25 protein-coding genes and 1 pseudogene are annotated in these 25,389 nt (G+C 34.4%); 1 reads left to right on the top strand and 25 read right to left on the bottom strand.

The genetic code is table 11. The features are described from left to right. Positions 1-25 precede the first annotated feature (25 nt). The 17 genes and pseudogenes from ileS to BW731_RS08715 form a co-directional block, all read right to left on the bottom strand. Positions 26-2,812, bottom strand: coding sequence for an isoleucine--tRNA ligase (gene ileS, locus BW731_RS08795; RefSeq protein ID WP_079347414.1), 2,787 nt, complete (start codon positions 2,810-2,812; stop codon positions 26-28). Between the two features lie 269 nt (positions 2,813-3,081). Next, positions 3,082-3,885, bottom strand: coding sequence for a DivIVA domain-containing protein (locus BW731_RS08790; protein ID WP_079347412.1), 804 nt, complete (start codon positions 3,883-3,885; stop codon positions 3,082-3,084). Between the two features lie 14 nt (positions 3,886-3,899). Beyond that, a complete protein-coding gene (locus BW731_RS08785; protein WP_079347410.1) occupies positions 3,900-4,682 on the bottom strand; it encodes a YlmH family RNA-binding protein in 783 nt (260 codons plus the stop codon). An 18-nt stretch (positions 4,683-4,700) separates the two neighbouring features. After that, a complete protein-coding gene (locus BW731_RS08780) occupies positions 4,701-4,964 on the bottom strand; it encodes a YggT family protein (protein ID WP_198931963.1) in 264 nt (87 codons plus the stop codon). A 15-nt stretch (positions 4,965-4,979) separates the two neighbouring features. Continuing rightward, entirely contained in the window at positions 4,980-5,615 is a 636-nt protein-coding gene (locus BW731_RS08775) for a cell division protein SepF (RefSeq protein ID WP_079347408.1), read from the bottom strand. Positions 5,616-5,631: 16 nt separating this feature from the next. Next, the gene (locus BW731_RS08770; RefSeq protein ID WP_233120455.1) at positions 5,632-6,318 is read right to left on the bottom strand and encodes a YggS family pyridoxal phosphate-dependent enzyme; all 687 of its coding nucleotides are present in this window, start codon (positions 6,316-6,318) and stop codon (positions 5,632-5,634) included. A gap of 306 nt (positions 6,319-6,624) precedes the next feature. Further along, positions 6,625-7,600: pseudogene (ftsZ, locus tag BW731_RS08765) on the bottom strand (cell division protein FtsZ); the annotation flags it as partial. 21 nt (positions 7,601-7,621) lie between these two features. Further along, a complete protein-coding gene (gene ftsA / locus BW731_RS08760; RefSeq protein WP_079347405.1) occupies positions 7,622-8,962 on the bottom strand; it encodes a cell division protein FtsA in 1,341 nt (446 codons plus the stop codon). A gap of 131 nt (positions 8,963-9,093) precedes the next feature. Next, entirely contained in the window at positions 9,094-10,017 is a 924-nt protein-coding gene (locus tag BW731_RS08755) for a cell division protein FtsQ/DivIB (RefSeq protein ID WP_079347403.1), read from the bottom strand. 20 nt (positions 10,018-10,037) lie between these two features. After that, on the bottom strand, positions 10,038-11,126 hold the full coding sequence (gene murG / locus BW731_RS08750; protein WP_079347401.1) for an undecaprenyldiphospho-muramoylpentapeptide beta-N-acetylglucosaminyltransferase: 1,089 nt from the start codon (positions 11,124-11,126) through the stop codon (positions 10,038-10,040). Between the two features lie 2 nt (positions 11,127-11,128). Next, positions 11,129-12,490, bottom strand: a complete 1,362-nt coding sequence (murD, locus tag BW731_RS08745) for a UDP-N-acetylmuramoyl-L-alanine--D-glutamate ligase (protein ID WP_079347399.1) — start codon at positions 12,488-12,490, stop codon at positions 11,129-11,131. A gap of 14 nt (positions 12,491-12,504) precedes the next feature. Continuing rightward, positions 12,505-13,473, bottom strand: coding sequence for a phospho-N-acetylmuramoyl-pentapeptide-transferase (gene mraY / locus BW731_RS08740; RefSeq protein ID WP_079347398.1), 969 nt, complete (start codon positions 13,471-13,473; stop codon positions 12,505-12,507). Position 13,474: 1 nt separating this feature from the next. Then, positions 13,475-15,367: a peptidoglycan D,D-transpeptidase FtsI family protein gene (locus BW731_RS08735; RefSeq protein WP_079347396.1), complete on the bottom strand. Its 1,893-nt coding sequence runs from the start codon at positions 15,365-15,367 to the stop codon at positions 13,475-13,477. Further along, the gene (gene ftsL, locus BW731_RS08730) at positions 15,367-15,756 is read right to left on the bottom strand and encodes a cell division protein FtsL (protein ID WP_079347394.1); all 390 of its coding nucleotides are present in this window, start codon (positions 15,754-15,756) and stop codon (positions 15,367-15,369) included. The genes BW731_RS08735 and ftsL overlap by 1 nt, the downstream gene beginning before the upstream one ends. Before the next feature lies 1 nt (position 15,757). After that, positions 15,758-16,723, bottom strand: a complete 966-nt coding sequence (rsmH, locus tag BW731_RS08725) for a 16S rRNA (cytosine(1402)-N(4))-methyltransferase RsmH (protein ID WP_079347392.1) — start codon at positions 16,721-16,723, stop codon at positions 15,758-15,760. Between the two features lie 20 nt (positions 16,724-16,743). Then, complete coding sequence (gene mraZ / locus BW731_RS08720; RefSeq protein ID WP_079347390.1) at positions 16,744-17,175, bottom strand: division/cell wall cluster transcriptional repressor MraZ; 432 nt, start codon at positions 17,173-17,175, stop codon at positions 16,744-16,746. A gap of 221 nt (positions 17,176-17,396) precedes the next feature. Next, positions 17,397-17,771, bottom strand: coding sequence for a DUF3397 domain-containing protein (locus tag BW731_RS08715; protein ID WP_079347388.1), 375 nt, complete (start codon positions 17,769-17,771; stop codon positions 17,397-17,399). Positions 17,772-17,941: 170 nt separating this feature from the next. Here BW731_RS08715 and BW731_RS08710 point away from each other — a divergent pair, with 170 nt between their 5' ends. Beyond that, positions 17,942-18,061, top strand: a complete 120-nt coding sequence (locus tag BW731_RS08710; protein ID WP_071456402.1) for a DUF4044 domain-containing protein — start codon at positions 17,942-17,944, stop codon at positions 18,059-18,061. A gap of 31 nt (positions 18,062-18,092) precedes the next feature. Here the strand turns inward: BW731_RS08710 and recN are convergent, their stop codons facing one another. The 8 genes from recN to BW731_RS08670 form a co-directional block, all read right to left on the bottom strand. Further along, positions 18,093-19,763: a DNA repair protein RecN gene (gene recN / locus BW731_RS08705; RefSeq protein ID WP_079347386.1), complete on the bottom strand. Its 1,671-nt coding sequence runs from the start codon at positions 19,761-19,763 to the stop codon at positions 18,093-18,095. Positions 19,764-19,778: 15 nt separating this feature from the next. After that, on the bottom strand, positions 19,779-20,225 hold the full coding sequence (locus tag BW731_RS08700; RefSeq protein ID WP_079347384.1) for an arginine repressor: 447 nt from the start codon (positions 20,223-20,225) through the stop codon (positions 19,779-19,781). A 12-nt stretch (positions 20,226-20,237) separates the two neighbouring features. Beyond that, positions 20,238-21,065, bottom strand: a complete 828-nt coding sequence (locus BW731_RS08695; RefSeq protein ID WP_079347382.1) for a TlyA family RNA methyltransferase — start codon at positions 21,063-21,065, stop codon at positions 20,238-20,240. Then, positions 21,065-21,958 carry a polyprenyl synthetase family protein gene (locus tag BW731_RS08690; RefSeq protein WP_079347380.1) on the bottom strand — a complete coding sequence of 298 codons (894 nt, stop codon included), beginning with the start codon at positions 21,956-21,958 and terminating at the stop codon, positions 21,065-21,067. Before BW731_RS08690 ends, BW731_RS08695 begins: the two co-directional genes overlap by 1 nt. Before the next feature lie 2 nt (positions 21,959-21,960). Further along, on the bottom strand, positions 21,961-22,188 hold the full coding sequence (locus BW731_RS08685) for an exodeoxyribonuclease VII small subunit (protein WP_071456397.1): 228 nt from the start codon (positions 22,186-22,188) through the stop codon (positions 21,961-21,963). Then, complete coding sequence (gene xseA, locus BW731_RS08680) at positions 22,185-23,534, bottom strand: exodeoxyribonuclease VII large subunit (protein ID WP_079347378.1); 1,350 nt, start codon at positions 23,532-23,534, stop codon at positions 22,185-22,187. Before xseA ends, BW731_RS08685 begins: the two co-directional genes overlap by 4 nt. Beyond that, on the bottom strand, positions 23,521-24,393 hold the full coding sequence (gene folD, locus BW731_RS08675) for a bifunctional methylenetetrahydrofolate dehydrogenase/methenyltetrahydrofolate cyclohydrolase FolD (protein ID WP_079347376.1): 873 nt from the start codon (positions 24,391-24,393) through the stop codon (positions 23,521-23,523). The genes xseA and folD overlap by 14 nt, the downstream gene beginning before the upstream one ends. Before the next feature lie 157 nt (positions 24,394-24,550). Beyond that, positions 24,551-25,195 (bottom strand): coiled-coil domain-containing protein, encoded by a 645-nt coding sequence (locus BW731_RS08670; protein WP_079347374.1) that lies wholly within the window; start codon positions 25,193-25,195, stop codon positions 24,551-24,553. Between the last annotated feature and the right edge of the window lie 194 nt (positions 25,196-25,389).

The raw sequence follows: 25,389 nt of genomic DNA, 5'->3' as shown, positions 1-25,389 counted from the left end.
TAGTTTGAGGTATTAATATTAAATTTTATTCTAACCCTTCAGCCACAGCTTCTGGATAATTTGTTTCAACAATTTCTGCACAACGATTACACAATGTTGGTAAATCTTTATGACTTCCTACATCTTCTTTAATTGCACGACAACGTTGACATGTTTCACCTTGAGCAGGTTCAACTAAAATAGCCACATCATTAAATCTAACAGCTTTTTCTGGTACTTCAGTTGTTGGTTTTTCAACGACTAAATCAGATACAATCAATACTTGCGCTAAGTTAGTGTTTAATGCATTTAGTAACATTGCTTTTGGTTCATTTGGATAAATCGTAACTTTTGCTTCAAATGATTTACCAATTAGCTTACTATTTCTTGCTTCTTCAAGAGCTTTTAAGACGTTTGTTCTCACTTCCATGAAACCATCCCAAAGTTCCATGATATCTTCTTGATCTGGGTAAGTATCATATCCAGGTAATTCAGAAAGTTGTACGTATTCTTCTTCCTCTTGTAAATGAGACCAGATTTCTTCAGAAGTAAATGGTAAAATTGGTGTCATTAATTTAGTTAATGTCACTAAAATATCATAAAATACTGTTTGCATTGCACGGCGTTCATGATTATCTCCTGCCTCGATGTAAACAACATCTTTAGCGAAGTCTAAATAGAAGGCTGATAAATCATTCGTACAGAAATTAACTAAGCTCTTGTACACTGTAGAGAATGAATAGTTTTCATATCCTTTATCACGAATTGTTTTAACTGTATCATTCAAACGAATCATCATATATTTATCAACTGAACGCAATTTATCATATTCAACACGGTCTTTTTTCACATCAAAATCAGATGTATTTGCTAATAGGAAACGCATTGTATTACGAATTTTACGATAAACTTCTGCAATTTGATTTAATGTGTTCATGTCTACTTTAACATCTGATTCATAATCGACACTTGATACCCAAAGTCTTAAAATATCTGCACCCATTTGATTGGTAACTTTATTTGGCTCAATCGTATTTCCTAAAGATTTACTTTGTTTACGTCCTTGTGGGTCTAATGTAAATCCTTGAGAAAGAACTGCTTTATATGGTGCCACGCCGTTAATTGCCACACTTGTTGTAATACTTGAGTTGAACCATCCACGATATTGGTCAGATCCTTCTAGGTACAAATCAGCTGGAAATGATAAATCACTTCTGCCTTTTAATACAGCTTCATGTGATGAACCTGAGTCAAACCAAACATCCATGATGTCAGTTTCTTTTGTAAATTCGCCATTTGGACTACCTGGATGTGTAAAGCCTTCTGGTAATAACTCTTTGGCTTCTCTTTCAAACCAAACTTTAGATCCATGCTCGGCAAATAAATTCGCCACATGTTCTGTTGTTTCAGGTGTAATAATTGCCTCACCATTTTCAGCATAAAATACTGGTAATGGCACACCCCAAGCACGTTGTCTAGAGATAACCCAATCGCCACGGTCACGAACCATGTTATATAGACGGGTTCTTCCCCATGGAATAATCCAGTCAACTTTTTCAATTTCTGATAGAATGTCGCCTCTAAATTTATCAATTGATGCAAACCATTGTGGTGTCGCACGATAAATTACAGGTTTTTTTGTACGCCAATCATGTGGGTAACTATGTGTAAAGAAATCAAGTTTTAGTAAATGACCACTTTCTTCTAACATTTCTGTAATCATTGGATTAGCTTTATCATAGAAGATTCCTTCAAATCCCGGTGCTTCATCTGTATAACATCCACGAGAATCTACAGGTGAAATAACCTCAATACCATATTTACGGCAAACAATGTAGTCATCTTCCCCGTGTCCAGGAGCTGTATGGACTAAACCAGTACCAGCATCTAATGTAACATGGTCTCCAAGAATTAAGCGAGATTCTCTATCGTAAAATGGGTGCTGAGCTGTTAGATTTTCTAATTCTGTCCCTTTAATCTCTTTAATAACCGAAACAGTTTCCCAACCGATTTCTTTTGTGACAGTTTCTAATAATTCTTTTGCTACGACAAATTTTTTGCCATCTGCTTCTACTACAACATAAACATATTCAGGGTTTACACTGATTGCTAAGTTAGCAGGTAAAGTCCAAGGAGTTGTTGTCCAAATAACAAAACTTGTGTCATTATCTAATACATCTCCGCCATCTTTCACATCAAACGCAACATAAATTGATGCAGATTTAACGTCTTTATATTCAATTTCTGCTTCAGCTAATGAAGACTCACTAGAAGGAGACCAGTAAATTGGTTTTAATCCTTTATAGATATATCCTTTTTCCGCCATTTTTCCAAATACTCGGATTTGTGCTGCTTCGTAATCTGGTGTAAGTGTGATGTATGGATTATTCCAATCACCTGACACACCTAATCGTTTAAAATCGTTACGTTGTTTATCAACTTGGCTAAGTGCGTATTCTTTACACATTTCTAAGTATTCTGCTCTAGGCATTTCTTTGCGTTTAACACCTTTTTTGGTCAAAACTTGTTCAATTGGTAGTCCATGAGTATCCCAACCTGGTACAAATGGTGCACGAAAACCTGACATTGATTTAAAACGAACAATGATGTCTTTACTAACTTTATTTAATGCATGACCTAAATGGATATTTCCATTTGCGTACGGTGGTCCATCATGTAAAATGAATGTTGGTTTGCCTTCATTTAATTTTTGACGTTGTCCATAAAGATCTTTTTCTTCCCATTCTTTTTGCCATTCAACTTCTCTTACTGGTAAATTACCACGCATTGGAAAACTTGTTTTTCCTAAATGCAACGTTTCTTTCATTTTCATCTATTTATCATCCTCACCTATTTTTTATATAAAAAAAGCCTCGCCCCTATAAAAAGGGACGAAGCTATCGTGTTACCACCCAAAATTCAGTATAGACATAAGGCTACACTCTCTTGTAGATTGTAACGATTCTCACCGAGAAATCTTACTATTATTTCAGATTTCTTTTATGTAAAGGATCTTTCTTAACTCAGTGTCTCACTAGGTTTCCACTATCCCTAACTCACTATCAGATTAAATTAAGCTTTTCTGTTTTACAATATTGTCTATTATTTAACTCTTGGACGTGTTGCACGTTCAACTTTATTTAACTTTTTTGTTTCGTCATTTTTTTCAGCTGGTTTTTCAGCTGGTTTATTAGTATTTTCACGTGTTGTTGATACTTTAATTTCAGGCTGTTTGATTGTTGCTTTATTCTTTGGAACGTTATCAAAAGCTGGTTTTGTGTTTACAGCTGGTGATGTTGGATCAACGCCATTTGCCGCTTCAACCGCATCAAGAACTTGTTTAAACGCTTGGTGACTACTATCAACATAGGCACCAAATGGTTTAAGAATTTCGTCCCACTCATCACTTTGTACAATTTGTAGTTGTGATTCTAATAACACATTTAAGTTTCTGTGGAAGATACGTGTTTTCTTCTTCAAGTCATCTGTTTCAACGGCTAACTGACGAGCACGTTCACTTGCTTCAGAAAGAATTTGATTTGCTTTATTAGTTGCTCCTGTAATTAATTCATCAGACATTTTGTTAGCATGCGCTAAGATATCTTCAGATTGTGCTTGCGACTGTTGAATTGCTAAGTCAGATTCTCTAATAGCATTTTCTTTCAATTTATCAGCTGTATCTTGTGCCACAATAATTGATTGATTCAATGAATCTTTCAATTCATTGAAATAACCTAGTTTATCATTAGCTTGTTTCACTTCTTTTTCTAGCGAACGATTTTCTTGAGTTAGTTTTTCCACTTCTAAAGCGATTTGATCAAGAAAATCATCTACCTCATCACGGTCATACCCTTTAAATTTTGTATTAAAACTTTTATTAGTTATATCGATTGGTTTAATTCCCATTTTTACACTCCTTGCTACTTTCTTAAAACTTTAATTTTCAAACGAATTTTATCTTTTTTAGTCTTTCCTAATGTTTCTTGCAACTGAACTCTTCCTAATCCCCTTACTGATATAATATCTAGATAATCCACTAGATAATCAACACGATCAACTTCAGTCCAGTTTACCTTTACTTTTTTTGATTCAACTATTAACTTAGAACGCTGTCTAGATATATTATATACTGTAGAAATAATATTATCAATTCTTAATGATGATATGGTTAAACTCTCTTCTGTCCACTCATCAATTGGTTGTAAAATATCTTTCCAACTTACTTCGTCAAATTTTACTCCAAACGAACCTATTTTGTCAACTTGTTGAATAATATAGTTAGCAATTGATTTTTTTAGAAATACCTGCCACTGCTGGCCATCTGTGATAATATCGCCAATAAATTCTCTTTTAACACCTGTACTCATCAGTGTTCCAAGTACCTTGCCATGTGTTAAATGCCCAAACTTCAATGGATACTTTATTTGATAAACGAGAACTTCATAATCGGTCTCACTTGGCTCATAATAACTAGGGTATAGAATAGCGCATTTTCTCTCAGAAAAATCATATCCACCAAAGAAAGATAACGATATATCCTCGCTATTACCAACTAGTGTTTTCAGAATAAACATCTCTCTTGGATTTAAAAAATCAGTAACAACTGGTGCATATTGCATTTCCACTTGTTCCATCCAATTACCTACTATATCAATAAAAGGATGCTCGTCCTTGCGAAAATGCTGGTACACATTAGCTTGCAAAAAACTCACATCCTTTCTTTAAAACATATATATTAATCGTGATAATATTATAACTAACCCATTTCCTGCCAACTGAAGTACAAATATTGCTACAATAATTGTAAAATCAATCGGACCGATACTTAAATTTAAGCGATCAAACATACTCAAATATGGCCTAGAAATCCGTATAATAAACTGACCTATCTTAGAATCATACGCTCCTGGAAACCACGAAAGTAAAGCATAAATCACCAATACATAAGTATAGATTTGTATTGCTTTAGAAATTAAAGCGATAATCAAACTAACACATCCTTAATATTCAGTTAAATGATTTGTGATTATGTTACGAGTAATACTAGAATCAACATCAACATTTGGTGGCGTGCATATAAAAATATCATCACCTAATCGTTGAATATCTCCATCAACTGCATATACTACACCCGTCATAAAGTCTACGATACGTCTAGCAGGTTGCTCTTTCATCAATCGAAAAGATAAAATAACAATTTCTCTTCTAAAAAGTGCCTGTGCAATTTGCTTACAGTCAATATAGTCACGTGGTTCGTATACAGATACTTTTCTATGCTGCCTAGAAACTACCATACGTTTGTTTCCATTTGAGGTCGACTGATGATAGGTATTCATTTCAACTATTTTTTCGTTGGTATATTGGTTTTCAGGCATAGAAACAGATTGATTTTTCTCATCTGTTCGACCGTATTCCTTACCTGATGCAACAGAATTTTGTTCATTTATTTTAATGTTACTTTCTTGTATCTCTGATTTTTGTTGGATTGTTTCAGCCTTAGTAGGAGTTGGTTTTTCAACTATGATTTCCTCAATTTGCTCATCCACGAAAGGCTCACTTTCTTCATATCTTTCATCATCATCAGACACACCAAAAAAATCAGAAAACCGCTCACCAGCTTTATTGAATATCTTCACTCTATCACCTCTCCCCCTAAGATTCGAAAAATCTCGAACCAATCCTAACAAACGTTGCGCCACATTCAATTGCTGGAACAAAATCTTGGCTCATTCCCATACTTAACTCCGTACAAGGTGCATGTTTAAAATTTTTATTAGCAATTGTTGTTTGCAATATTTTTAATTGGCTAAAATAATGAGATAATTCGTCAAGACTTGAATCAATAGGAGCCATGGTCATTAGACCAACAACTTCAATTCTATCAAAATCTTCTAAATCCTTAATGAAGTTTATCAAACTTTCTGGAGAAATACCTTGTTTGGTACTTTCTCCAGAAACATTTACTTGGACAAAACACTTAACCCGTTTTGTCGCTCTTTTTTGTATTTCTTGTGCTAATGACAGTTTATCCAATGCATGAAAATAATCAATTTGATTAATAATACTTTTAACTTTTCGCCTTTGTAAGTTGCCTATAAAATGCCACTTAATTTGACGATAATCTTTTAAATAGTCTTGCTTTTCTAGTAACTTATCCATTCGATTCTCAGCCACATGCTCATATCCTAAGTCAATTACCTGTTTAGTCGTTTCCTTATCTACTGACTTTGTTACACATATAACTGTTACATCATTGAATGCTCTATGACTGCATTTACAAACTTGCTCTACCTCTTTTTGAACAGCTTCAACATTTTGTTGGAGTGTTTGCAGCATCATGTTGAGTCACCCCTTATTTTTTTCTTCTAAAGAAAGGTGGTGTACTTAGCTCATCTTCTGTTTCAATTTGATGATCAGATTCTTGACTTACATTATCATATTCTTTTCTATCAATTGTTTCGAATTGTGTCTCATCTGGTACTTGTCTAGTAGACGGTTCGCGTTTTAAATCCCAATCTCCGAAAGCACTTGTTTGAGTTGGACGTACAGATTCAACTTCTGGTACTTCACGAATTGGATCTTGTACCATTCTTGTTTGACGTTGTTGTACCATTCCGTTTTGTGTTGCGACACTATTTCTTCCCATTGGTTGACGTTCTTTTTTTCCTGGATCGATACCTGTTGCGATAACTGTTACAACAATTTCATCACCTAATTGGTCATTAACAGACGTTCCTAATATAATATTCACATCGCCACCGGTTGCACTTGAAACAATTTCTGAAGCATCTTGTGCTTCAAATAACGTCATATCGGCCCCGCCAGTTATATTTAATAGTACTTGTTCAGCACCTTCAATGGATGTTTCAAGTAACGGAGAAGCAATCGCTTTTCTTGTTGCTTCAATAACTCGATCTTCACCATTAGCAACACCGATACCCATAAGTGCAGTCCCTTGATCCTCCATAACTGTTTTAACATCAGCAAAGTCTAAGTTAACATAGCCTGGAGATGTAATTAAATCTGAGATACCTTGAACACCTTGACGTAAAACATTATCTGCTTCTCTAAATGCTTCTAACATTGGTGTGCGTTTATCAACAATTTCCAATAAACGATTATTCGAAATAATCACTAATGTATCAACGTTTTCTTTTAATGCCGAAATACCTTCAGCTGCAAAACGACTGCGCTTTGGTCCTTCAAAGCTAAATGGGCGTGTAACCACACCAACAGTAAGTGCGCCTTGCTCTTTAGCAATACCTGCAACTACTGGTGCAGCACCAGTACCAGTACCTCCACCCATTCCTGCAGTGATAAATACTAAATCAGCACCTTTCAATGCTTCTGCAATCAAATCTTCACTTTCAGATGCTGCTTTTTCACCAACATCTGGTAATGAACCTGCACCTAACCCTTTTGTAAATTTAGGTCCTAATTGGATGACAGTTTCTGCTTTAGAATGTTGTAATGCTTGTACATCTGTATTTGCAACGATGAATTCTACACCTTTAACTCCCTCATCAATCATACGGTTTACAGCGTTACCGCCACCGCCACCAACACCGATAACTTTAATTACCGCGCCAGTATTTACAGTATTATCTAATGAAAATTCCATTATTTGTTTCCTCCTAGACTGTTAGTCAAATATATTGGACAAGAAACCTTTTACCTTGCCACCAAAACCTTCTTCTTTTGCTTGAACAGGTTCGTTAACTGGCATTTCTGTAACGGGTTCTTTTGCTTGCTGTACAGTTTTATCATGTTGTTTTGTCTCAGTTGGTACGTCTCTCACAGATTTAGTTGGACGTTTTTTGTCTCCAGTAACCGCTAATTTTGTGACATGATAAACCTCATCAAGTTGAGCGACATATTCAACAATAGCAATAGCATTTGCATAAACAGGATTGCGAAGTCCCATATGATTTGGCACATATAATTTAACGTTTGTCCCAAACATGTCGGCTGCTAACTCAACTACTCCAGGTAAACTAGCTGCACCACCTGTTAAGATAACCCCACCTGGCAAGTTTAATGCATCAATACTATCTAACATCATTTTTGACTTAGAAAAAATTTGTTCCACTCTCGCCTCAATAATCTCGGATAAATAACGTTCGTCTATTCTGACTGGTTCATTTTTTCCAATTACATCAACTGGAAATTCTTCATTAGGTGATGTTCTTTCTGGATAAGCATAACCATAATTAATTTTTAACGCTTCAGCATTAGTCAACGATGTATTTAAAACGACAGAGATATCTTTTGTAACAAATTCTCCACCTTCTTGCTCCACGTGCGAGAATTTTAGTTCACGTTCGTACATAACAGAAGTAGTCGTTTGACCACCACCCATGTCAATAATAGTTGTTCCAAAATCTTTTTCCCCATCAGATAAAATAGATGAAGCAAGTGCTAGAGGGGTAATAACCATCTCATCAATAACCAATCCAGCTTTCTCAACACATTTTTGGATGTTGTGGACAATTGTTTTGGGACCAGTATATAATAGTCCCTTCATATCTAAACGGACACCAATCATACCACGAGGATCTTTAATCCCTTCAAATCCATCTACTTTAAACTCTTGTGGAATCAATGTAATGACTTGGCGCTCTGGCGGCGTTGATCGAACTACAGCCGCAGATGCCACATTTTTGACATCCCTATCTGTAATCTCTTTTGATTCATTGTTAACTGCAATCATACCTTCACATTTTTCAACTTCTAAAAGATTAGCTGGAATTCCTACGCTGACACTTTTAATTTGAACACCTGATTTTTCTTCTGCTTGTTTAATTGCTCTTTGAACAGATTGGACAGCTTTGTCAATATCTATAACAATCCCACGATCCAACCCTTTTGATTTTGCATTTCCTACACCGATAATGTTAATTTGATTTTCTATGTACTCGGCTACGACAACTTTAATTGATGTTGTACCGATGTCAAGACTTACATATATTCCTGTTTTGGCCATGAAAGGTCTTCCCTCCTATAATTCTAACAAAGTCTTCCTTTATTATATGCATAATACCTCACACCATTCTATCATAAATAGTACTATGAAATAAAGAAGAATACCATATTTGCTAGTTTTTTTTCTGAACGTTAAAAACCATTAATTTTACTTTCACTAGAACTTTCGTTTGATAAACCATCACTTACACTACTTTCATGTGTTTCGATTGGGTACGAATAAACCCCTGTTTTTCCTGCTTCCATATCTATTACACTTTTATCTTTTAATTCAGCAGCGATTTTATCGTAAAAAATAAGTTTATCTGCTATGGTTGTTGATAATCCAATCACTTGATTTCCATCTTTCATTTCTAATTTAATACGAAATGGATTAGTTTTTGTTGCTTGAGACTCGATTGATGTAATTTCAGTTTTTATTTTGGCTGAAAAATTCTCATAAGACATTAAAAGTGAATCTAAACTTTCACCTTCTTTAAAACCAATTAATTTTGGTAACTCTTTTTCCGATTCTTTAGCTGGCTCACTCAATATTTTACCATTTGATAGAACTGGATAAAGTTTATCATCTTTCGACAGAACCGCTAATACATCATACTCTGTGACTTTAATCTTAAAATGATTAAATTTAGTAATGGATAATTTAGCTGTTTTAACTCGTGGATTTTTTGCAACAACTTGTTTCATTTCTTGATTTTTATCAAAATATTGTCGCCACATATTCTCGCCAACTTTCAAATGACTAGCTTTAATAATCGACGTATTATCAGCTTTATCAATACCTTGTATTGTTACTCCTTGTAATTTACTTAACGGAGAAATGATGTAGAGCGTGATTAATATTCCAATAGTCAAGGTAACTAAAATACTAGTCAGTCGTCTAGTTAATTTTTTCTCTTCAACTGGTGTTAGCCCATTAAAAGGTGAGAGCTTGTTAATTCGATTATTCTTTGCAGGTAATTTTTTTTGATGCTTGGTTAGTTCAGATTTAGATGACTTTATTAATTTATTTTCATTCTGATTGTCACCTTTATCATCATCTTTTTTGTATGACATCCCTTACTAGCCCCCCTTAATTAGGTTAGTTCTTGAATCAATCCATACAATCGATCCATCGCATCTGGTATTCCCTCTTTTTTAGATGCTTTTGCCATATCTTCTCTAAATTTATCATCCAACATAAGTTTGTCAATATTTTTTACAAGCACTTTACCTGTCAAATCATTATCTTTTACCATCAATGCGGCTTGTTTATTAACTAAACTCATAGCATTTTTTGTTTGATGATCATCTGTAACATTGGGACTTGGTACTAAAATAGACGGTAAGCCAAGTGCTGTAATTTCAGCCATACTAGTAGCACCAGCTCTACCAACTAATGCCTCTACATTGACTAAAACATCTACCATATTATCAATATAAGGGACAATTGTTACATTGTCTAACCTTTTAATTAAATCTTTATACTCATTGAATTCATCAAAGTAAATGGTACCTGAAGCATATAAAACTTGATATGGTTTTCCTTCAAATAATGGCAATGCTTCTTTCATTGCATTATTAATCGTCTGCGCCCCACGACTCCCCCCAAATATAATAATCGTTGGTTTAGATGAAGATAAACCGTACTCTTCTAAAACAGGTTTTTTCTCAATAAAAGTAACTTCTTGCGCTCTAGGATTCCCAACTAATTCAACTTTTTCTGTAGGAAAATACTCTGCTGCGTCAGAAAAACAAATTCCGACTTTATCGACATATTTTGATAAAAATTTATTTGTCATACCCGCTACACTATTTTGTTCATGGATAATAGTTGGTACATTCAGTTTACTTGCAGCGTATACGACTGAGCCACAAACATAACCACCTGTCCCAATCACAATATCAGGTTGAAACTCTTTAATGTAGCGTTTAGCCTGTTTAATACTCGTTAAAAACAAATACATTGTTTTTAAATTTTTCAAGGTTAACGAGCGATAAAATCCTTGTATTTCAATTGTTTTAAACGGAATACTCTGACTAGGTACTAATTTACTTTCCAAACCTTTTTCTGTACCAATGTATAGAAATTCCGACTCTGGATATTTTTCTCTAATATAGTGAACAATCGAGATGGCTGGGTAAATATGACCACCTGTTCCTCCACCGGATACCAATACTTTCATAATTATTTCCCTACTTGCTTAATTATTTCTTCTACAAATTCTGTTCCTCGAGTTTCGAAGTTCGGATACATATCCCAACTAGCACATGCTGGAGAGAGTAAAATTGTGTCATCAGCACTTGCGATTTTTATTGCTTCTTCAACTGCTTCTGTCATTGTTTCCACACATACAATTTCTTTAACTAATGCTTGTTGTGCAGCTTTTTTTAACTTTTCTTTTGTCTCACCTAATAAAACAATAGCTTTCATGTTTTCAATTGTTGGGATAAATTCATCAAATGAGTTTCCTCTATCCAGTCCTCCAGCAATTAACACTAATTGCTCATTATTAAATCCACTAATTGCTTTTTTAGCTGCTAAAATATTTGTCGCTTTTGAATCATTATAAACTTTGACACCATTAAATGTGCCGATATATTCTGTTCGATGTGGCACACCAGAGAATAATGATAAACTTGTTTTTATTGACTCATTATCTACTCCATAATTTTTTGCCACACAAATTGCTGCCAGAGCATTTTCAACATTATGAGACCCTGGAACTCCTAAATCACCGGACTTCATTATTTTTTCATCGTTATAAGTTAACCAGCCGTCTTCTAAATAGGCACCTGTTACTTTTTGAGTGGTTGAAAACCACGTAATTGCTGCTTGAGAGCTTTTTGATAATTCTACCAGCTCAGGCAAATCAGCGTTAAGAATCAATATGTCTTCTTTAGTCATATTTTTTTGAATACGCCATTTAGCTTTCACGTATTCTTCACGCGTTCCATGATAGTCAATATGTGCTTCATATATATTAGTAATGACTGCAATATGTGGTTTAAACTCGTCTATTCCCATTAATTGGAAACTAGATAATTCTGTTACCAATACATTGTCTTTTGTTGCTTCAACCACGACATCACTTGCTGGAAACCCTATATTACCTGCAAGTAACGCTGTATTCGGTTGATAAGAATCTATAATTTGTTTAATCATAGTTGTGGTGGTTGTTTTACCATTTGTTCCTGTTATGCCAATAAACGGTGCTTCAGATACTTGATACGCCAACTCAACCTCAGTTATGATTGGAATCTTCTTCTTTATTGCTTTTTCGAGAATAGGATTCGTATATGGAATCCCGGGGTTTTTGACAATTAAAGAAAAACCTTCATCAAGAAGGTCTAAAGGATGACCGTCAGTAATCACTGTTATACCAGCTTCTAATAGTTCTTGTGCTTCTTTGTTTTCTGATAGTTTTTTAGCGTCATTAACTGTTACAAAAGCACCTAATTCGTGAAGTAACTTAGCTGCTGCTACACCACTTCTAGCTAAACCCAACACTAAAATTTTTTCATTTGCATAACGTTTCGATTGTTTCATCCTTCATAATCTCCTTAATTATATAAAATCCCTAAAGTAATTGCTGACATAACTAATCCTACTATCCAAAAAACAATATCTATTTTCCACTCAGACCATCCGCTCAGTTCAAAGTGATGATGAATAGGTGACATCTTAAAAATACGTTTCCCTGTTAATTTAAAAGAAGCTACCTGTAAAATCACACTTAATGTTTCTATTACATAAACTAATCCTACTAATAGTAATGTCCATTCTTGATGCAATAATATGGAAATAGCAGCTAACATACCGCCAAGAGCAAGTGAACCAACATCTCCCATAAATATTTTAGCAGGTTTTTTATTAAACACTAAAAAGCCAAACAAAGCTCCTACTGTTGCTAAACAAATCAATTGAATAGCATATTGTTCTTGTTTATAAGCAATAATGGCATATGTTCCAAATGAAATCATCCCTAATCCAGACACAAGACCATCAATACCATCAGTTAGGTTAACGGCATTTGAAAAACCAACTAGCCAAATTACTGCAAAAACACCGTATAATACACCTAAATTAATTGTTCCAATGACCGGAATGTATAATTCATCTGTCATACCATTTGATTTCATAACAGTATACAAAATAATTCCACCCACAATTTGACCAATTAATTTTTGTTTTGAATTAAGACCTAGATTTCTTTTCTTAAACACTTTAATGAAATCATCCAGAAATCCTAATAATCCATACAAAAACATAATAAATAAAATACTCCAAAAAGAAAATGACATTTCTTTTTGCCAAGCTCCTACAATAAGAGAGGTCAACAATATACTTGTTAGAAAAACAACCCCTCCCATTGTTGGTGTTCCAGATTTTGCTAAGTGGCCTTCAGGTCCTTCTTCTCGAATGGCTTGCCCCATTTTTTTCATTTTAAAGTATCCTATAAATAGTGGCATTACCATAAATACAAAAGCAATCCCTAATGATAATGGTATTAATAATTCTACTCCGATCATACTATTCTCCTTTATCTGTTGTGGTGTCTACTTTAAATGCATGTTTTAACATACCGTTTGAAACTTCAGCAATCATCTGTGCTGGAGAGCCGTATTCACCGGTAACGACTGGTTTTTTCATTGTGACGTACATAATGTATTCTGGATTTTCTGTAGGTGCTATCTGAACCACAGAGTAAATATAGTCATTTGCTCCAGTTAAAAGTTGACCATTTTCAAAAATTTGGGCTGTCCCAGTTTTAGCAGAAACATTTACCCCGTCAATATTGTAAATGCCATAACCTGTTCCATATATTTCATCATTAACAGTATCTTGCATGTATTCAAGAACAGTCTTAGCTGTAGCAGCCTTTATTGGTTCGCCAACTACCTCTGTCTTGACCTCTTTTTCTTTCCCATCTTTATCAACAATTTTTTTAATGTAACGCGGTTTTAACATTTTCCCTTCATTTGTTATAGCAGTATAAGCTTGCATCATTTGCATATTCGTCACTGATATTGCTTGACCAAAGGATGTCATTGCCATGTCAACTGGGTTTTTATCACTAATACTACCTGTTGCTTCAAGGGGTAATCCTGAATTTGTTGAATGACCAAATCCAAAACGTTCTAAATATTCAGGCCAAATTGACCCCATTTTTTGTTCTAGATTAACCATTCCAACATTACTTGACCAAGATAAAGCCTGTCTATATGTCAAAATACCTTTTCCTGATGGAATCCAATCACTAATGGTTGCATCATACAACTGTGTCTTTCCTGATGCAAATGTTTCATTATATGGAAATTTACCTGAATCAATTGCTGCTGCCACTGTGAAAACTTTCATTGTTGACCCTGGTTCAAATGGACGTTGCACTAACAAGTTCTCCCAAACTGGGTCTGGTTTTCCTTTTTCTTTATATAAACCTTCTTTTGTTTGTGGGTCAAAAGTTGGACGTTGTGATGCTGCTAGAATATCACCCGTTTTTGCATCCATTAAAATAGCTGTCATATCTTCTGGTTTTGCTTTTTCATTCACACTGTCCATAACATCTTCTAGACGAGTCTGAAGATTCGTATCAAGTGTGGTATAGATATCCTGTCCATCCTTCGCTTTTTTATCTACCACTTCCGTCCCTGGAAGTTCATTTCCCTTACTATCTTTTTGGTAATATTTAAAGCCATCTTCACCTTTTAACACACTGTCATAGGCATTTTCAATACCTAAGCCATTCTTACCACTTAACTTGCTATCTTCCTTATTATTATCTTCTGGTTGAGCATATCCAATAAAATAAGAAGCAAATTTTCCATTAGGATATAGTCTATCTGGATGTTCTTTAAAATAAATACCGGTTATTTTCTCTTTTTCAAGTGCTTCTTTAATACTATTTTTAGTTTCCAAACTTAAATTTTTTCCCTTGGATCCAAATTCCACATTTGTAATTAGCTTTCCGTTTTTATTTTTTTTAGGTTTTAGTTGGTCTAGCACCAACTCTTTGTCAATACCTGTGTATTTATTAAGTATTTCAGCAATCTTATCATGATCCTTGTCATGAACAAACAACTCAACATTATTGATCCCTTTATAATTTTTATCTAATTCGGCATATAACGAATAAGAAGTAGCATCTTCAGCAAGTGGTAACCCATTACGATCAAAAATGGTTCCACGTTTTGCTTTGATAACGCTACTTCCTTGATATATTTTTTGCCTTTCAGAATCAAGACTTTGTGATCCCACTTTACCAACTGTTATGATATAAACAAAGCGTAAAGAGATAATCGCAAAAACAGCAATAGAGGTATAAAACAGGATAACCCCTACTTTTTTTCTATTGCCTGCTGGTGTTAAACTCTTTTCTTGTATTTTCTTATTTAATTTAATAAAAAACTCTTTAATTTTTTTCATCATTTGATTTTCCTTATATTCTCATCATGCATTTGCATTCCTGCACTTTCTGCAATTTTTTTCAAACGTTCAGTCCGTTGTAGCTCATTTTTTTCCTGATCGAGTGTTTCGATATCCTGCTGCATTTGTTTTTTTTCAGCTTGAATAGACGAGATTGCCTCTTCTTCACGATTAATATAGGTTGTCATCCGAATAGTTGCCACTGCTAAACATAAAAACGTTCCAACAAAAGCTACAAATACAAATTTCTCTAATTTCGTCACTTTTTTTAATTTACTAGGAGGCATCATTGGAAGTTGTACTTCTTCTAACTTGCCTTTCTCCTTACTAGGTGAGTTAACTGGAGATTGGTCATATGTATATTGGCTATGCTTTTCTGGCAAAGACATGTTAAATCACCCTTTCAGGAGTTATTTTTTCGATAATACGTAGTTTTGCACTACGAGACCGATTGTTAACTTCTAATTCTTCCTTAGAAGCCACAATTGGTTTTCTATTCACAAGTTTAATATCAGGTTGATACTCAACTGGTACAATTGGTAATCCTGGTGGTAAATCTTGTGGTGTGCTGTATTCTTTAAAAATATTTTTGACAATTTTATCTTCTAAAGAATGGAAAGTAATAACACTAATTCGCCCATTCGGTTTTAATAAATCAATAGCTTGTTCAAGTGTTTCTCCAATAACATCCAGTTCACTATTAACTTCAATACGAATTGCTTGAAAAATTCGTTTAGCTGGATGTCCACCTTTTCTTCTAGCAGGTGCTGGAATAGCTTCTTTAATGATATCAACCAACTCACCTGTTGTTTCGATTGGTTTGTCAACACGTTTTTTTTCTATTAAACGAGCAACTTGTTTCGAGAACTTCTCTTCTCCGTAACGGAAAAATATCTTAACAAGTTGTTCATAGGTGTACTCATTTACCACAACTTTTGCTGTCAACGGATTGGTTTGGTCCATTCGCATATCTAGCGGTGCATCTTGATGATAACTAAACCCTCTTTCGGCCTCATCAAGTTGAGGTGATGATACACCTAAGTCGTATAAAATACCGTCGACTTTATCGACACCTAATTCATTCATCTTCTCTTTTAGATAGCGAAAGTTACTTTTTATAAAGGTTACTTTTTCTTTTTTTATTTCTTCATTCAAAAATTGTTCTGCATGTTCAATAGCACGCTCATCTTGGTCAAAGGCATACAAATGACCTTTATCTGATAAATGTGATAGTAGATACTGGCTATGCCCAGCGCCACCTAACGTGCAGTCTATATAAATACCATCTGGTTTGATGTTTAATCCATCCACTGTTTCTTCTAATAATACAGTGACATGTTTAAATGTTTCTGACATATTCATTCTCCATTACTTGCTTATATTCCAAAATCAATTAGTCCTTCCGCAATGTCATCGAAATTTTCTTCAGCTTCTTTGGAAAAAGCTAACCATCTGTCTTCACTCCAAATTTCGATACGATCGGATACACCAATAATGACACAAGGTTTTTCTAGTCCAGCAAACTCTCTTAATTTCACTGGTATATTAATACGTCCTTGTTTATCTATTTCACATTCAGTAGCTGCGGAATAAAAGAATCGAACGAATGTCCTAGCATCTTTTTTTGTAAGTGGCATATCTTTCATACTCGCTTCGAGGTTGGCCCAAGAATCTAACGTATAGCCAAATAGACATCCATCCATTCCTCTGGTTACGATAAAACGTTCACCAAGAGAATCTCTTAGTTTAGAGGGTACGATTAGACGTCCTTTTGAGTCAATATTATGTTGGAACTCTCCCATAAACATAACATGATCACCTCACACTGCCACTCAATAATTTTAGTCTACCACATTACCCCACTTTCTACCACAATCTTATAAAAAAAATTAAAATTTATCATAGATTTTAAAGAACGGGGGAAAGGAATAAAAAAATCATGAAACCCATTTATACAAGTATGGTTTCATGATTTTCATCTGACATCATTAACTATGAATTTTAAGCTATCACAAAGAATGAGGTTTTATTATCGTTGTAAAAATATCACTATACTACCTAGAATTAAAATAATATAAATCATTAAAGTCACTAAAAAAGTCATACGCCATAATACTTTAAAATATCGTTTGAAATTAATTTCATGAAACTGATAAGCAAGCATTACAGCAATAAGCATTCCTATAAAAAAAATCATTAGAAAAACATAGGCTAAAAAACTATCCCCTAACGTTCCTTTTGAGACAAAGTGAATACCCACAAAAAAGAAGGGAGTCGCAATATCAGGAGCCTTCACTCCGTACTTTTTATCCAAATGAGTTTTCTTAACAAGTAAATTACTTGCTATTATCACTATCACTGGAAATAAATACCAGAAAAATAGTGCGATAGTAAATTGAGGCATGCTATTTATCCCTTCATTAACATTATTATTACTTTCATTATAATCATTGCGTTCAATTCTTTCAATTTATTTAAGCATATTTTTACATTTAATTGATTTTCTTGCTATTTAGATATTCCTCATTGTAAAATACATAGTAATGACTATATAATTGGAGTGAATTTTAAACTATGGATAAAAAACCAAAATCAACATTCAGCAAGATTACAAAAGTCGTCGTTTGGATTATGATTATTGTAACTGTGGGTGGAATTGTCTTATCTTCATTAGCAGCGATTGGTGTAATCTAAAAAATAGCGTTGACCTCTCATGAGGTCGACGCTATTTTTTTGCTAAATCAAGTAATTCTTTCGCATGTTCTTTCGTCAGCTCAGTAACATCAGCCCCTGAAAGCATCCGTGCAATTTCATTTACTCGCTCACTGTCAGCCAATTCACTAACTTGTGTTTGTGTACGGTTATCTTTAACTAATTTTCTAATAAAATATTGAGTATCTGCTATTGCTGCTACTTGTGGTAAATGGGTAATACATAATACTTGAGAGTGTGAACCAATCTGATGAATTTTTTCAGCAATTGCTTGCGCCACACGACCGCTAACCCCGGTATCCACCTCGTCAAACACAATACTAGTAATCGATTGTGTCGTTGAAAAAATAGTTTTTAACGCTAACATAATTCGTGACAATTCCCCGCCAGAAACAATTTTTGTTAAAGGTTTTAATGACTCACCTACATTGGTCGATAAATAGAACTCAACTTTATCTATTCCATTAATCGTTAAATCAGTTTGCGTAAACACCACTTCGAAAACCGCTTGTTCCATATACAAACTAGCCAATTGAGACATGATATTTTCTTCTAATACTTTTGCGACTTGATGTCTTGTTTCACTAAGTTTTAATGCTATACCCTGTAATTCTTGCTCCATTTCTATTAACTGTTCTTGTAATTTAGTCACATCTGTTGTGGTATCTAGTTGTGATTCTAACTCTTGCGTAATTTCTTCAAAATATGCAAGCACTTCTTCTACTGTCTCGCCATATTTTCGTTTTAATTGCCTAATAATATCCAGTCGATTATCAATCACAATTAATCGCTCGTCATCCATTTCTAATTGCTCTAAAGATGTATTGATTCTACCCGTTGCTTCTTGTAAAGAATAATATGCTGTCCGCAATAACTCCGTCGTTTCAGCATATTCTGTATCAATAGACTCTATTTGTTCCATCTCGGTCATTGCTGCGCCACTTAAGCTCACAGCATTGATTTCTTCATTGTCTAAATACTGATAAGCTTTCTTTAATGAATCCATAATTTTTTGAAAGTTTACTAATCGACGTCTTTCTTCTATTAAAGATTCTTCTTCACCAACAACAAGTTGCGCTGTTTCGATTTCTTTATATTGAAATGTCAGCATGTCCATGCGTTGAACAAATTCTTTTTCATGATTCAATAGATGCGTCACTTTATGTTTCAGTTCATCATACTTCTGATATTTTTCTTGATACATCTCTTTTAGTTCTTTTACATCACTTGGAGCATATTGATCTAGTAATCTTAGATGGTTCTGAACTTGCATTAATTCTTGATGCTCATTTTGTCCATGAATATCAACTATAAAGGGACCAATCTCACGTAGAGTTTTAGTAGTAACTAATTGTCCATTAATTCGGCAATTATTTCTACCTGTGCGATATATTTCGCGCTGAATAACTAATTGACCCTCTGCTGATTCTATCCCATTATCTTCTAAAAATGTCGCAACTTTTTCATTATCTGAAACAAAAAATGACCCTTCAATCCGACATCTCTCTGCACCATCTCTTATATAATCAGCTGAACCACGACCGCCAACGATTAATCCCATCGCATCTATAATAATCGATTTCCCCGCTCCAGTTTCACCTGTCAGCACTGTCATTCCTTCTTTAAAAGGAATCGTTAAATTAGAAATAATTGCAAAATCTTGAACTGTTAATTCTTGAATCATGTCGCTTCTCACCTCTTATGTCATAGATAAAATTTCTCTTTCTAACATACGTGCCTGTTCATTCGTTCGTGTAATAATCAGTAATTTATCATCATTAGCAACAACGGCAAATAAACTATCCTCATACACAAATTCAACCAGTTTCCCTATAATAACACCCACACCTGGCTCTAACTGCAAGTTCACCAAATTATCCATTATTTCGACTTTTATAAATGATGTTTCAATCATTTTTTCCAAGCGACGTTTTTCTGACGTGTCATTTTTAGGTAGGTAATATCTGAAATCTCCATGTTCATCTACTTGTTTAATCAGATTCAACTCTTTTATATCTCGAGATACTGTCGCTTGAGTCACAGGAATACCGCGTTCTTTTAATAAAATAACTAACTCTTCTTGTTTGCCAACACTTTCTTCAAATATGATTTGTTTGATTAACTTTTGTCGTTCAGACTTTCTCATGTTCGACCTCTCTTATCCATTTAACTGAGCATGAGCTCTTTCAACTAATTGAACGGGCGTTTCTTTTCCTAAATAGTTACCTACTTCTTCACAAGGTTTTAAATAAGCAAGAAATTCAATATTTCCCTCCCCACCTGTTATAGGCGAGTAATCTAATTGCATAACATTAAACCTTGAGTCTGTCATCATGTCTATCATTCTATTCAATACATCAACATGAACTTTTTTGTCTCTTACTATGCCTTTTTTACCGACTTGTTCTTTTCCAGCTTCAAATTGCGGTTTAATTAAAGCAACTACTTCTCCATCATTTGAAATAATATCACGCAACACAGGGATTATTAGCTTTAATGAAATAAATGAAACATCTATCGTGGCAATTGTCGGTTGACCTAATTTAAAATCAGCTAATTTTGAATACCTAAAATTAGTTTTTTCCATCACTTCTACACGTTCATCTTGACGAAGTTTCCATGCTAATTGATTTGACCCAACATCTAAAGCATAACTCATCATAGCTCCATTTTGTAAGGCAACATCAGTAAATCCGCCTGTCGACGAACCTATATCTAATAAGATTTTGTTAGAAAAATCAATATCAAATACCTCTATTGCTTTTTCAAGTTTCAATCCACCGCGAGACACATATTTCAATACTTGACCTTTTAAACGTAATTCAGTCGTGATAGGTATTTTTTCACCAGGTTTATCGTATCGGATATTTTTCTCATCACATACTAAACCAGCCATCACTGTTCGTTTGGCTTTTTCTCTTGTCTCACACAATCCTTGTTGCACTAAAAGAACATCTACTCGTTCTTTGCCGACTTTTTCTTTCATTATATTTCCTTCAATTCTTTTAATATTTCATCTAGTAACGTTTGAGTATTGTCTATTCCCAATTCAATTTTTGTTCGGTGCAATGCTTCTTTAGCTATGTCACATTGTTTATAGAACGCTTCTTTGGCTTCTTCTAACCCTAACAATGACACATAAGTTGATTTATTTAATTTTTCATCACTACCAACGTGTTTCCCGATAATAGCCTCATCACCAATCACATCCAATAAGTCATCACGAATTTGAAATGCAATTCCAACAGACGTTGCATAAGTCATCAACTCACTTTCAATGATGGGGCTTACACTTGCTAACACACATGCCATCTCAACGGCAGATTTTATCAATGCTCCCGTTTTCTTCTCATGAATCAATTGTAATTCAGCAAGTGACACAGATTGCTCTTCTGCTTCTATGTCTTCAACTTGACCAGCTATCATCCCTTTTGTCCCAGCACTACTAGATAGAATTTCTACCAACTTAACTAATTTAGTCGCTTCTATCTCCGCACTAGAAAGCAGATGAAAAGACTCCGTTAATAATCCATCGCCTGCCAAAATAGCCATCGCTTCGCCAAATTGTTTATGATTGGTTGGTTTACCTCGTCGTAAATCATCATCATCCATCGCTGGCAAATCATCATGGATTAATGAATAGGTATGAATCATTTCTAAAGAACTTGCGACTTTATATTCTTTATTAGTGATCGGGTAATCAACTAAGGATAACGTCGCCAAAAATAAAAGTGGACGGAATTTTTTCCCACCAGCTTTTACCGAATAACTCATAGAGTCATACAAGTCTTCACCTATTGTTTCTTTTTTTAAAAATGTACAAATGGTTTGTTCAATGATTGGTACATGTCGTGTCACAAAATCAGTGTATGTCGACATATTTAGTCTCCTTTTGCTTCAAAATCGATTTCTTGACCATCTTGACTCATTACTTTAGTCAGTGTTTTTTCGGCATTTGCTAATGTCTTTTGACACTCTTTACTTAACTCAACACCTCGTTGAAACTTTTCCAATGCCGTTTCTAACGGGACATCTCCTGATTCTAGTCCTTTAATGATTTGTTCAAGCTCTTCCATTGACTCTTCAAATGTTTGTTTTTCTTTACTCATGCTTTCCCATCACTTTCTATCTCTTTTACTTCTGCTTGTATCTGGCCATCTGATACATTCAATATCATCTCATCTCCAATTTTAACATCTGAGACACTTTTTACAATATGATTATTCTTAGTAACATAACTATATCCTCGCCCCATTGTCTTAAGTGGACTCAGTAAATCTAGTGATTCAGTCGTTTGATAAAGAGATTGCTTTTTATCACTAATGAGTTGAGACATTGCTCTGTGTAAATTCAGTTCCAAAAATTTACGTTCTTGGTGACGTCGTTTAATTAATTCAGATGGATTTTTTACCATCAATCTTTCTGATTGCTTTTGCCATTTCACTTGCTTTTCATGTAACTGAGTGCTTATAGTCTGTTTCAAACGTCGATCTAAATTATCTAATTGTAAATAAAATGCTTCATACAATCGATTTGGTTGTTTAAATATGACTGACTCACTTGCTTTTTCAAATCGAGCACGTTTATGTTTTAATTGATTATCAAGTGCATGATACAATCGTGATTGCTTTTCTCGAATTTTAAGTAACTCTTCTTGTAACACAGGTACTGCTAGTTCTGCAGCCGCTGTTGGAGTTGCCGCTCGTACGTCTGCTACTAGGTCTGTTAACGTAGTATCTGTTTCGTGTCCCACAGATGAAATAACCGGTGTTCTCGCTTCAAAAACAGCACGAACCACTTCTTCTGTATTAAATGACCACAAATCTTCAATAGAGCCTCCACCACGACCAACAATCATCGTATCAAAATTGCCAATTGCATCTACTTCTTTGATTTGTTGCACAATTTCTCCTGCAGCATCATCTCCTTGAACTTTTGTCGGAAATAATACTAACTGTGCAATAGGATAACGTCTTTGTATTGTGGTCATAATATCTTTAATAACCGCCCCACTCGGACTTGTGATAACCGCAATTCGCTGTGGATACTTCACTAATGATTGCTTATGCGTTAATTTAAACAAGCCTTCTTTTTCTAGTGATGCTTTTAGTTGCTCATAAGCCTGGTACAAAGCACCTACTCCATCTGGTTCCATATGATCAATATAAATTTGATAATTACCAGATGCCTCATAAAGAGAGAGGCGACCAACCACTAAAACTTTCATCCCCTCTTCAGGAGTAAATTTTAGTTTTTGGTATGCCCCTTTAAACATTACTGCTGAAATTTTAGCCTTATCATCTTTCAAGCTAAAATATTGATGGCTATTTGCTCTGGCTCGAAAATTTGATACTTCACCAGTCAAATAAACTTTCTCTAAATATGGGTCTGCATCAAATTTACGTTTTAAATATTTTGTTAATGCTGTGACCGTTAAATAATCACTTGTTGTCATGGCTTTCCTCTCCACAATGTTTTCTACCTTGATACATCGTTTGTTCCATTAGCATAGTTATTGTCATTGGACCAACACCTCCTGGAACTGGCGTAATCGCACTAACTTTAGGTAACACATCTGCAAAATCTACATCCCCAACTAGTTTACCATCGCTATTTCGATTCATCCCAACATCAATGACAACTGCTCCATCTTTTACATAATCAGATGTAATAAACTCAGCTTGTCCAATTGCCGCAACCAATACATCTGCTGTTAATGTTTCTTCTTTTAAATTTTTAGTTTTTGAATGAGTAATAGTGACAGTAGCATCTTCATTTAACATCATGTGCATTAAAGGTTTTCCAACGATATTACTTCTACCTATTATCACAACTTTTTTTCCAACTAACTCAATATTATGCTCTTTTAGTAATGTAATAATACCAAAAGGCGTGCACGGATGCATGTCAGGATCTCCAACAAAAAGTTTTCCTACATTAAGTGGATGAAATCCGTCCACATCTTTTTTAGGATCAATAGCAAGTAACACATTCTCCTCATCAATATGTTTAGGTAATGGTAGCTGTACTAAGATACCATCCACTGTTTCATCTTGATTATACTCTGCAATGATGTCTAACAACTCCGCCTCACTAACTGATTCATCTAATCTTCTAACTACTGAATGGAATCCGATTTTTTGGGCTGATTTTTCTTTATTTTTCACATATACTTTACTAGCACTGTCTTCCCCTATTAGAATCACTACTAGTTTAGGTATACGGTAGCCTTTACTTTTCCAATCCGCCACTTCATTAGCTAAATTTGCTTGCATTTTATTGGCTAATGCTTTCCCGTCTAAAATTACTGTCATCGTCTCCATCCCTTCATTTTTTAATTACGTTCTATTTTAACATATTTGCTTCTAATAAATAAAAAACTAATCATAACAATACACCCTCAAACTTTAGAGGTGCGTTTATTATAATTAGTTCTTATTATACTATGAATATTCATTTCGACAATAAAAATTACTGGTCATTTTCATTTGTATTTACTTCTTCTAAAATACTCTCAGCTTTTTCTCGTAACTCTTTTACGTCTGTTCTAGCTTTTTCTAGTTTGCCATCTTTTTCATTACTTGCTTTTTTCAAACGTGTAAGTTCTTTGTCTAATTCTTCTTTTTCAATTGTTAAATTATTTAATTTCTCAAGAACCGCATTCTTTTCTGCTTCCTCAGCTCTTACTTGTTCTTGGTATTTTTTAACTTCTCCAGTATAGTATGATTCCATTTCAGCGATTTCTGCTTCTCTATATGCATCTTTTGCTGCTAAATTTTTCTTTTGTGTTTCTATAGTAGCATTTAATTCCTCAATTTTAACCTCGAGTTCTATCTGCTTTTCGTTTAGTTCGTCAATTTCCTGCTCTTTACTTTTGATTGTTTCTGTAAGTGTTTCTTTTTCTGATAATTCGCTTTCAATTTTGCCGGCACTTTCTTTTAATTTATCATCTCTTGATTGAACAGCTGATTGTAATTTATCTAAAACAACTTCGATTCCCTTGATATCATCTTCTCCGCCCCAAATGACAGCACTAGCGTACACAACGATTCCACCAAACATTAAACAAGCTACCATACTCACTAAAACCAGCACACGTTTATTAACTTTCTTCATCTTCCATTCTCCTCTTTATAGTTAAATTTCCGCTATAAATCGAATTTGTTCCTTACTTCATATAATTTCTATTAATTAATGACTCTGTTAAAAAACACCATTGTTTTTATTTTGATTATTAATTGCATCCTTTATATTACTCAATTATCCAAACTCCTTATACAGCAAGCATAATTATGCCTTCTCGCAATTTT

Origin of the sequence: Vagococcus martis, assembly GCF_002026305.1 — a bacterium.
Taxonomy (GTDB): domain Bacteria; phylum Bacillota; class Bacilli; order Lactobacillales; family Vagococcaceae; genus Vagococcus; species Vagococcus martis.
Note: the sequence above shows the minus strand (reverse complement) of the source record. Positions and strands in the feature narration are given on the sequence as shown.